Annotated in this window: 11 protein-coding genes; 9 read left to right on the forward strand and 2 right to left on the reverse strand. The window is 65.6% G+C overall.

The genetic code is table 11. From position 1 onward, the window contains the following. The first annotated feature begins 116 nt into the window (after positions 1–116). Genes AOT83_RS00995 through AOT83_RS01020 form a run of 6 tightly spaced genes read left to right on the forward strand, consistent with a single transcriptional unit; the run spans position 117 to position 4,613 of the window. On the forward strand, positions 117–908 hold the full coding sequence (locus tag AOT83_RS00995; RefSeq protein WP_057966229.1) for an SDR family NAD(P)-dependent oxidoreductase: 792 nt from the start codon (positions 117–119) through the stop codon (positions 906–908). Next, the gene (gene pyrE / locus AOT83_RS01000; protein WP_030097152.1) at positions 895–1,467 is read left to right on the forward strand and encodes an orotate phosphoribosyltransferase; all 573 of its coding nucleotides are present in this window, start codon (positions 895–897) and stop codon (positions 1,465–1,467) included. The genes AOT83_RS00995 and pyrE overlap by 14 nt, the downstream gene beginning before the upstream one ends. Beyond that, a complete protein-coding gene (locus AOT83_RS01005; RefSeq protein WP_030097151.1) occupies positions 1,464–2,378 on the forward strand; it encodes a hypothetical protein in 915 nt (304 codons plus the stop codon). Before pyrE ends, AOT83_RS01005 begins: the two co-directional genes overlap by 4 nt. Beyond that, complete coding sequence (locus AOT83_RS01010; RefSeq protein WP_044105366.1) at positions 2,371–3,054, forward strand: RNA methyltransferase; 684 nt, start codon at positions 2,371–2,373, stop codon at positions 3,052–3,054. Before AOT83_RS01005 ends, AOT83_RS01010 begins: the two co-directional genes overlap by 8 nt. Positions 3,055–3,085: 31 nt before the next feature. After that, entirely contained in the window at positions 3,086–4,183 is a 1,098-nt protein-coding gene (locus AOT83_RS01015; RefSeq protein WP_057966230.1) for a glycoside hydrolase family 76 protein, read from the forward strand. Between the two features lies 1 nt (position 4,184). After that, positions 4,185–4,613 (forward strand): thioesterase family protein, encoded by a 429-nt coding sequence (locus tag AOT83_RS01020; RefSeq protein WP_030097148.1) that lies wholly within the window; start codon positions 4,185–4,187, stop codon positions 4,611–4,613. Between the two features lie 15 nt (positions 4,614–4,628). Here AOT83_RS01020 and AOT83_RS01025 read toward each other — a convergent pair whose 3' ends face one another. Both AOT83_RS01025 and AOT83_RS01030 read right to left on the reverse strand, forming a co-directional pair. Beyond that, complete coding sequence (locus tag AOT83_RS01025) at positions 4,629–5,093, reverse strand: hypothetical protein (protein WP_030097147.1); 465 nt, start codon at positions 5,091–5,093, stop codon at positions 4,629–4,631. A 102-nt stretch (positions 5,094–5,195) separates the two neighbouring features. Then, positions 5,196–5,855 carry a VTT domain-containing protein gene (locus AOT83_RS01030; protein ID WP_044105479.1) on the reverse strand — a complete coding sequence of 220 codons (660 nt, stop codon included), beginning with the start codon at positions 5,853–5,855 and terminating at the stop codon, positions 5,196–5,198. A 119-nt stretch (positions 5,856–5,974) separates the two neighbouring features. Between AOT83_RS01030 and fbaA the strand changes: the two genes are divergently transcribed. The 3 genes from fbaA to AOT83_RS01045 all read left to right on the forward strand — a co-directional run. Then, on the forward strand, positions 5,975–7,033 hold the full coding sequence (fbaA, locus tag AOT83_RS01035; protein WP_109365472.1) for a class II fructose-bisphosphate aldolase: 1,059 nt from the start codon (positions 5,975–5,977) through the stop codon (positions 7,031–7,033). A 93-nt stretch (positions 7,034–7,126) separates the two neighbouring features. Then, positions 7,127–7,621, forward strand: coding sequence for a hypothetical protein (locus tag AOT83_RS01040; protein WP_232783366.1), 495 nt, complete (start codon positions 7,127–7,129; stop codon positions 7,619–7,621). A gap of 288 nt (positions 7,622–7,909) precedes the next feature. Beyond that, positions 7,910–10,327: hypothetical protein (locus AOT83_RS01045; protein ID WP_205626752.1), on the forward strand; the 2,418-nt coding region annotated here is incomplete at its 3' end.

Here is a 10,327-nt window from a genome sequence, read left to right on the forward strand (position 1 = left end):
ATGCTAGCAACGCTTGCTCCCGCAAGCGGCAGTTTCCGGACAATTTGTACTAGTAACATTTAGTACCGGTTATACGGCGGGTTGAGGCGTGTGGCCAGCCGGTACGCTGACCAACCATGGCAGCCCCCAATTCGGCGCGACCCGTGGCGCTGGTCACCGGCCCCACCTCGGGCCTGGGGGGTGGCTTCGCCCGCAAGTACGCCTCCCTCGGATACGACGTGGTGCTCGTCGCCCGTGACGAGCGGCGCCTGGGCGCTCTCGCCGACGAACTCACCTGCCGGTACGGCGCGCACGCGGAGGTGCTGCCCGCCGACCTCGCGGATGCTGCCGATCGCGCGAAGGTCGCCGAGCGCGTCGCCGCCGGGATATCGGTGTTGATCAACAACGCCGGGTTCGCGACCGCCGGTGAGTTCTGGACGGCGGCGCCCGAGCTGTTGCACTCGCAGCTGGACGTCAATGTCACCGCGGTCATGGAGCTCACCCGTGCGGCCCTTCCATCGATGGTCGAGGCGGGCGCCGGCACCGTCATCAACGTGGCGAGCGTGGCGGGCCTGGTCTCTGGACGCGGGTCGACGTATTCGGCCTCCAAGGCCTGGGTGGTTTCTTTCACCGAGGGATTGGCAAATGGGTTGTTGGGCACCGGAGTTGGTATGCACGTGTTGTGCCCGGGATTCATTCACACCGAGTTTCACGAGCGGGCCGGAATCGAGATGGGCACCATTCCGGAGTTCATGTGGCTCCAGGTCGACGATGTGGTGAACGCGTGTCTGCAGGACATTGCGGCAGGTAAGGTGCTCAGCGTTCCGGGCATCCAGTACAAGGCGATTACCTCGGTAACACGGCTAATACCAAGAGGTTTGGTGCGGAAATTCAACAGCGTGGTAGGACGGGGTCGTGGCAGAACTTGATTTAGGACCGGCTCTCAATGCGGCCGAGCGTGATGAGTTGGCGGCTTTGGTCCGCGATATCGCGGTGGTGCACGGCAAGGTGACCTTGTCGTCGGGCAAGGAAGCCGACTATTACGTCGACCTGCGCCGGGCCACCTTGCATCACCGGGCAGGCGCCCTGATCGGCCGGCTGGTGCGCGAGCTGACCAACGACTGGGACTACGCCGGTGTCGGCGGACTCACCCTGGGCGCCGATCCCGTCGCGACGGCGGTCATGCATGCGCCCGGACGGCCCATCGACGCATTCGTGGTGCGTAAGTCGGTGAAAGCTCATGGCATGCAACGGCTTATCGAGGGATTTGAGGTGACCGGGCAGCGGGTGCTGGTGGTCGAAGACACCAGCACCACTGGTGGGTCCGCACTCACGGCCGTGCAGGCGGTCCGTGAGGCCGGAGGCGAGGTGATCGGGGTGGCCACCGTTGTGGACCGTGATACCGGTGCCGCCGAGGCGATTCGCGCCGAAGGTGTTCCCTATCGGTATGTGCTGGGACTGGCGGATCTCGGCCTGGCCGGATCGTGACCTTCCGTCGGGCCCTCGCCGCGCTGGTCGCCGGGGTCCTGGTCTTGACGGGTTGCTCGAAAGACCCCGAGAAGGAACTGGTTTACGGTGCACCGACTGCCAAGGTCGGTGAGACGCAGAGTCTGCTGGGCTGGAATCTCAGCGTCGCCAACCTGCGGTTCCAGAACGGGTATGTGCTGGTTGATATCACGGGGGCGGCCGCGAAACCGGAGGAGAAGCCCGCCGCTGCCGGTGATCTGCGTTTCGGTTTGTACGGGTCCTTGGCGCATCCATTGGAGGTGCCGGCCCTGGGCAGTTGTCGCGACGTGGCCGACCTTTCCGTGCATCCGCTGACCGCGACTCCCTCGCCGGGCGCCGCGACCGGCCTCACCGGCACGGTGTGCCTGGGGCCGATGCAGAACCAGAGCGCGGTACGGGGGGTGTACGCGTACTCGGCCAAGGACCGCATCGCCGGGTCCACCGTGGCGTACCCGGTGGCCTACCCGATGGGACTGCTGCCCACGCCGCAGAACGACTCCGGTCTGGTGATCGTCACCAAGAGCATGGAGGCCTGGCGGGCCAGTGGGCAGCAGCTCAGCCAGGTGGACCTGGGTGATCCGAATGCATTCAACGGCAACGGATTCTCGCTGCTGGGTCTGAGTATTTCGGGAGTCGCGGCACGTTACCGGGACGAGTCGGCGGCGCGTGGTGGACCGCTCATGGTGACGGTGGCGCCGACACTGCCCGGGGAGGGGTTGGCGCGCAGCTGTGCCCTCTACGGAGCATCCGTGCTGGTGCTACCGGACTCATCCCTGGATGCTGTGCAGATGCAGCCGTCGTTATGCCTGCAGGGCGAGATCAACGCCGCGGTGCTCGCCGGCACCCTCTCGGTGATCGGTACCCACGCCGCGGTGTGGACGACTCGTGAGTGAGGTGCCCAAGACCGGCGGGGATGAGCCGGCCGAGCCGTCTCTGTGGGGTGCCACCGGCAATGGCGTGGGACCGTGGGCTGAGGAACGGGGCCTGCCGCTGCCGACAGACCCGCGCTACGACCCCGAGCTGTTGCGCGATGGTGATGCCCGCAATGTGGTTGATGCCTATCGTTATTGGCACCGGGAGGCAATCGTCGCCGATATCGACACGCGGCGCCATCGACTGCACATTGCCATCGAGAATTTCGAGAATGATGCCAACATCGGCACGGTGGTGCGCACGGCCAACGCGTTCGCGGTGCACACAGTACACATTGTCGGCCGGCGCCGCTGGAACCGGCGTGGCGCCATGGTCACCGATCGCTACCAGCATCTGATGCACCATGACAGCACCGAGCAGCTTCTGGAGTACGCCAAGCTGACCGGCCTGACGGTGGTGGCCGTTGACAACGTCCCGGGATCGGTGCCCCTGGAGACCGCGGTGTTGCCCGCGGACTGCTTGATGGTGTTCGGGCAGGAGGGGCCGGGTGTCACTGATGTGTCGAAAGTCGGTGCGGTGATGACGGTTTCGATCGCACAATTTGGATCCACCCGCAGCATCAACGCCGGGGTCGCCGCGGGTGTGGCCATGCACGCGTGGATCCGCCAGCACGCCGACCCGACGAAGGCGTGGTAGCCCGGGGCGGGCCACCCCTAGTATCAAGTGCATGGATGTGCTGTGGGCCAACCGCGCCAGTAGCGCCGAAGCCGCAATCACCGCCAGACACTTCTCGCCGCTGTGGCACCTGCCACGCATGCGCCTGGGCATCGTGACCTGGCCGCCCGCGCCGGGCGCTACCTGGTTCAAGAACTGGCACTACTGGTGGCAGGCGCATCTGCAGGACTGCCTGATCGATGCGCAGCTGCGCGACCCGCGCCCGGACCGGCTCAAGTACATCGCGGATATGCAACGCGCACACCGGTTCCGCAACGTATTCATGTGGACCAACCAGTACTACGACGATATGGCCTGGTTGGCGCTGGCCATGCAGCGTGCCTCGGAGCTGTTGGGCCTGGAGCGTCCGCGTGCGCTCAACCGGCTGCGTCAGCAGTTCCTCGATGCCTGGATGCCGCAGTACGGCGGCGGCATACCGTGGCGCAAACAGGACAAGTTCTTCAACACCCCAGCCAACGGCCCCGCGGCAATCGTGTTGGCGCGCACCGGAAGAGTGTGGCGGGCCGAGGTGATGTCCGACTGGATCGACAACACCCTCGTCGATCCAGAATCGCATCTGGTGATCGATGGAATCCAGGAGGACGGCACCCTAGAACGGGCCACCTACACCTATTGCCAGGGTGTGGTGCTGGGGCTGGAGACCGAGCTCGCCGTGCGGACCGGGGAATCCCGGCATGCCGAGCGTGTGCATCGGCTTGTGCACGCGGTCAAGGATCACATGACGGCCGAAGGCGTGATTCGTGGCAGCGGCGGCGGAGATGGCGGGCTCTTCAACGGCATTCTGGCTCGTTATCTGGCGTTGGTGGTCACCACGCTGCCGGAGAACTCCCCGCAGGACACCGATGCCCGGGCCGTCGCCCGTGACATCCTGCTGACCTCGGCCGAGGCGGCCTGGGCGAATCGGCTGACGGTGGAAGACCTTCCGCTGTTCGGTGCGGATTGGACTCGCACGGCCGCGCTGCCGACCGTGCAGTCCCCGGCGTCGCAGTTCATCGCGGGGGCGGTCAATCCGTCGAAGGTCCCCGAGCGTGATCTGTCGGTGCAGTTGTCCGGGTGGATGCTTCTCGAGGCCGCGCACGTGGTGGCCTGACATGGCACGTGAGGATTTCAGCTTCTTTCATCCGTTGCGCGTGCGGTGGGCCGAGGTCGATATGCAGGGCGTCGTCTTCAACGCCCACTACCTGGCGTTTTTCGACGCCGCGCTCACCGAATACTGGGCCGCGTTGACCGGTGCGCGTAACGCCGAGGGCGACGGAGTCTTTGAGCACATGTACGTGGTGAGGTCGGTCATCGATTATCACGCGCCCGCCCGCTTCGACGACGTCCTCGATATCGGGGTGCGCATCGCCCGGATGGGGAGGGCGAGCATGACCTGTCACTTCGAAATACATCGCGGCGGAGAGCATCTCATCACCGGCGAGACGGTGTACGTGCACGCGATCGACGGCACCTCCACCCCGTTCCCGGATGATTTTCGGGGCAAGGTGGCCGCGTTCGAGACGACGCCGGTGCGTGCCTAGTTGAGACGGGCTTTATCAGGGTTCGTCGAGGCGCCCCTCGTTGCGGGCATGGCATACCTTCCATGAGCCATCGACCTTCTCGGTGTGATAGACCAGGTTGATCCCGTTGCCGCCCGGATCCTGCGGGTGGTGCTCGGAAGTCAACTGGGCCAGCAGATCGACCTGGCCGGGCGGTGATCCCAGCTCTACCGGATGCAAGACCTCTATGTGGGCCAACCCGATGCGGTCGCGTTGAGACTGCATGACCTGACGGACCTGTTCGTCGGTGCCAGCGGAGGTGGCGGCGGCAAGGCGACCGCACACCGTGGCACGTATCAGGGGCACGTCGACGTTGTTGGTTGCGTTTATGTACGTCTGCACAGCCTCCGACGCACCCGCGACATCCGCCGGTGCGGGCTCGGCGCCGGCGGGCGCCGCAAAGCCCCAACCCATCAGCGCGATCGCCGTCAACGCTGTCAGACAACTGTTGATCTTCCCCACAGCGCGACATTAGCGTAGTTTGCTACGGCGCGCACCTGGGCATATTCACCCGCATTTGGTGGGTAGCCGTGGATCTGATTGGCGAGTTGTTTCGAGTGCGTACTAAGCCTCGGGAGCGGCCTCCGGCTGCGTCGCCGCCTTACGACGGCGCATCCATTCGAAGAACATCGGGGCCACCGAGACCAGCACGATCAGAATGAAGATGGGTTCGAGCAGCTTCTGAATGATCTCGAACTGGCCCAACCAGTAGCCCAGCAGCGTGAGACCGACGCCCCAGACGACGGCGCCCAGGATGTTGTACAGGGCGAAGATCGGGTAGCTCATCTTGGCCGCGCCTGCCGTGATCGGCGCCAGGGTCCGCACGATCGGAACGAACCGGGCGATCACGATGGCGAACGGGCCGCGCTTCTCGAAGAAGGCGTGCGCCTCCTCGAGGTACTTCTGCTTCAGGAAGCGGGCATCGGGCTTGAACATCGACGTGCCGATCCCGCGACCAATCCAGTAGCCGACCTGACCGCCCAGGATGGCGGCGATGGGAATGAAGACCAGCAGCTGCCACAGCTGGAAATTGGCCTGCGGGGCGCCGTCCGCGGCGGCGGCTGCGGTACCGGCCGCCAGCATCCCTGCCACGAACAACAAGGAATCACCGGGTAGCACCGGAAACAGCACGCCCGACTCCACGAAGATCACCACCAGCAACCCGAGCAGCGCGAGGGTTCCGAAGTGGCCGAGTAGTTTGACCGGATCCAGGAAATCCGGCATGAGTGCCAGGGTGGTGACGGATCCGGGTGCTGCCAGCAAGTTCACGGCGCCAACAGTACCGTCGATATCTGTTGTAAACCTGGCTGCCTTATGGTGAGGGGCGAATCCGCAGAGCTGACATGGAGGTCGTCGAAGTGCCCATCGCCACGCCCGAGGTCTACGCCGAAATGCTGGACCGGGCCAAGGAGCATTCCTTTGCCTTCCCGGCCATCAACTGCACCTCATCGGAAACGATCAACGCCGCGATCAAAGGTTTCGCCGACGCGGGTAGCGACGGCATCATCCAGTTCTCCACCGGTGGTGCGGAATTCGGTTCGGGCCTGGGCATCAAGGACATGGTGACCGGCGCGGTCGCGCTCGCTGAGTTCGCGCACGTGGTCGCCGCCAAGTACGGGATCACCGTTGCCCTGCACACCGACCACTGCCCCAAGGACAAGCTGGACAGCTTCGTGCGTCCGCTCATCGCCATCTCCCAGGAGCGCGTGGCCGCCGGGCAGAACCCGCTGTTCCAGTCCCATATGTGGGACGGCTCGGCAGTGCCCATCGGCGAGAACCTCGAGATCGCGCAGGAACTGCTGGCGGCGACCGCGAAGGCGCACATCATCCTCGAGGTGGAGATCGGTGTCGTCGGCGGTGAAGAGGACGGCGTCGAGGCCGAGATCAACGAGAAGCTCTACACCTCGTCGGAGGACTTCGAGAAGACCGTCGAGGCGCTCGGTGTCGGCGAGAACGGCCGGTATCTGCTGGCCGCGACCTTCGGCAACGTGCACGGTGTGTACAAGCCCGGAAACGTGAAGCTCAAGCCGGAGGTGCTGGCCGAGGGGCAGCGCGTTGCCTCGGCCAAACTTGGTCTGGCAGAGGGCTCCAAGCCGTTCGACTTCGTGTTCCACGGCGGGTCGGGCTCGCTGAAGTCCGAGATCGAGGACTCGCTGCGCTACGGCGTCGTGAAGATGAATGTCGACACCGATACCCAGTACGCATTCACCCGGCCGATCGCTGGGCACATGTTCGCCAACTACGACGGTGTGCTCAAGATCGACGGCGAGGTGGGCAACAAGAAGACCTACGACCCGCGCAGCTACCTGAAGAAGGCCGAGGCCAACATGACTGAGCGTGTCATCGAGGCCTGCAACGACCTGAAGTCGGCGGGCCGGTCGGTCTCGGCCGGATTGGCGTAGTCGCCTCCGGTCGTTCCCGTTCTCCTGCCAGCGGCCAACAACTGGTGGGAGACTTCCTCCCGCGGGTGATCACGTCCGCGGGAAGAGGGAGTCGTGGCGGATCTCTGGCGGAAAGTTCTGGTGGTCCTCGAGCGGTCGGCGGGAGTGGCGGCCCTGGTCGCACTCGCGCTGGCGGTGACGGCGTTGGTGCTGGTCCTATCCCGTGGGCGGGCACCGGCTCAAGCTGATTACACGGCGGCGCAGCGGGCCGATGCGAAGACGCAGGCGTGTGCCAGCGCGAGTTTGGTTCGTAACGCCGTCATGCTGAACACCAACCGGGCGCTTCCCGAGAACGCCGGCGTGGTGGGGACGCTGGCCAGCGCTGCCAACGCACGGATCGCACTTTTCAATGGCGGGCAGTATCTGTTGGCGCGGCTGGACCCCGCGACCCCGCCCGATCTCGCGGCGAGCATTCGGGACTTCGGCAACGCGCTCATGGACGTGGGTGCGGCGGCTATCGCTGAGACACCGAACACCGACCCGAAGCAGGCGCAGCGGCTGACCAAGGCCGACGAGCTGAGCAAGCACATCGTCGAACTCTGCAAATAGTACTTATCTGACACGTGTGCAGTGATCATGCTGTTCGCGCCGTTCATATTTCGCTATGCGCGCTCGTTTTCGAGAGATTTCTGGGACGCCGAATCCCAGTGGGGCGTCGCGTGGCTACGGCACTACATCCTTAGTAGACACGGTTGTCAATTGTCCATTACCTGACTCGGGAGTCAGGTAAGTAGCAAATTCCTTGAAGTTTCACTAAATTGGGCATTTATACGTTCTTAAATGCATGTTTAAGATTTTCTCAGGTTACTTTTCTGATTCTCAGCGCATTTTTGTGCCATGACGTCTAATCTCGCCGTTACCGGCTCACATCGGCGTGTGTCGGATGGTCAGGCAAGTGAGGCAGTCATGCAGGCGTCGCGATCCCAAACTGTCCTCGCAATATTTGCGACAGCGGTCCTTCTGGCAGGTGGCAGTAGTTCGGTCTCCAAGTCGCTCATCGAGAAGCAACGATTACTCTTCAGCGGCGACACCAGCCTGACGGCGTACTCGGGATCCCTGCCCGCGGTGGCTGTGACACCAAACTCGGCCCCGACCTCCGAAGCGCAGGGCTATGCGGACACCGCTGCCGGCGCCGCCGCAGTGGCCGACCTGATGGCCAAGGCCGCCGCCGATGCGGCCGCTCGCGCGGCACTGCGCAAGGCCGAAGCAGATAAGGCGGCAGCCGAGGCCGCGGCCAATCCGGCGGTCGCGGAAAAGCAAGCGCAGGCCGCGGCGGCCGCCGCGGCGGCCGAACAGGCACGCCACGACGCCGACGATGCGGCGCGGGCGGCGCTGGACGCACAGGCGGTTCTCGAAGCCGCGGCCGCCAATCAGAGCGCCGCGCAGGCGGCTGCGGCGGCCAACGAGAAGGCCTACCAGGATGCGAAGGCTGCCGCCGATGCCGCCGCAGCTCAGCAGCAGGCCGCCGATGCGGCGAAGGCCGCCGCGGAGCAGGCATTTGCCGATGCGCAGAGTCATGCTGCGGCGGGGGACAAGGCGTATCAAGATGCCAAGGCGGCGCTCGACGCCGCCAGCGCCGCACAGCGAGCTGCCGATGCGGCCAGGGCCGCTGCCGACGCCGCGTTGGCCGAGGCGCAGAGCAAGGCCGCGGCCAACGACAAAGCCTTGTCTGACGCTACCGCCGCCCAGGCGGTGGCGGACAAGGCCGCCGCAGATGCCTTGGCGGCCAAGACCACTGCCGACACCGAGCGCGCCAACGCCGACAAGATCGCGTCGGATGCGGCTGCTGCCAAGGATGTTGCGGCGTCGAAGGCTGCGGATGCGGCCAGGGCTGCTGCGGATGCGGCGGCGGCGAAGACGGCTGCGGAGCAGGCTTTTGCTAATGCGCAGAGTCATGCTGCGGTGGGGGATAAGGCATATCAGGATGCCAAGGCTGCGTTGGATGCGGCGAATGCCGATAAGGCGGCCAAGGACGCCGCCAAGACCGCCGCCGATGCGGCACGCGCCGAGGCCGACAGGGTCGCGCAAGCAGCGGCCGCCGCGGCAACCGAGGCGGCCGGAAAGGCGGCTGCGGCGCAGCAGACGGCCATTGACGCGGCGGCGCAGAAGTCCGCTGCAGACGCCGCGCTGGCGGATGCCTCTAGGGCGGCCGCCGATGCCGCAGCCGCGAAAGACGCTGCCGCGTCCAAGGCCGCGGATGCCGCGAAGGCTTCGGCGGATGCATTGGCCGCCAAGACAGCTGCTGATGCTGTAGTGACCGACGCACAGGGCAAGGTTGCCGCCAGTGAGAAGACCCTGGCCGACGCCAGCGCGGCGAAAGCCGCCGCCGATGCCGATAAGGCAGCCAAGGATGCGGCTAAGACTGCCGCCGATGCCGCCTTGGCGGATGCCTCGAGGGCCGCTACCGATGCTGCCGCTGCCAAAGATGCTGCCGCGTCGAAGGCTGCGGATGCGGCCAGGGTCGCCGCGGATGCGTTGGCGGCCAAGACCGCCGCGGATGCGGCCTCCACGGACGCGCAGACCAAGGCCACTGCCGCCGCCGCGGCCTCGGCTGATGCTGCTGCCGCCAAGACCACCGCCGATAAGGCTGCCGCAGATGCGTTGGCGGCCAAGACCACTGCCGATCAGGTGGCTACGCAAGCGAAGTCGGCCGCTGATGCGGCCGCCGCTGACAAGGCAGCGAAGGACGCCGCGCAGGTCGCCGCCGATGCCGATAAGGCCGCCAAGGATGCGGCGAAGACTGCCGCGGAAGCGGCGTTGACGGATGCCTCGAAGGCGGCGTCGGATGCGGCTGCTGCCAAGGATGTTGCGGCGTCGAAGGCTGCGGATGCGGCCAGGGCTGCTGCGGATGCGGCGGCGGCGAAGACGGCTGCGGAGCAGGCTTTTGCTGATGCGCAGAGTCATGCTGCGGTGGGGGATAAGGCATATCAGGATGCCAAGGCTGCGTTGGATGCGGCGAATGCCGATAAGGCGGCCAAGGATGCCGCCAAGACTGCCGCCGACACCGCGCTGGCAGATGCACAGGCCAGGGTCGCCGCCAGCGAAAGCGCCTTGACCGCGGCCACCGCTGCGAAGGTGGCGGCTGATCAGGTGGCGGCGGATGCGTTGGCTGCGAAGACTGCTGCGGATCAGGCGGCGGCGCAGGCGAAGTCGGTTTCGGATGCGGCGAATGCGGATAAGGCTGCTAAGGATGCTGCGAAGGTGGCGGCTGATCAGGCTGCTGCTAATGCTGCTTCGGCCAAGGCGGCGGCCGAT

The organism is Mycobacteroides sp. H001, from assembly GCF_001440005.1.
In the GTDB taxonomy this organism is placed as follows: domain Bacteria; phylum Actinomycetota; class Actinomycetes; order Mycobacteriales; family Mycobacteriaceae; genus Mycobacterium; species Mycobacterium gwanakae.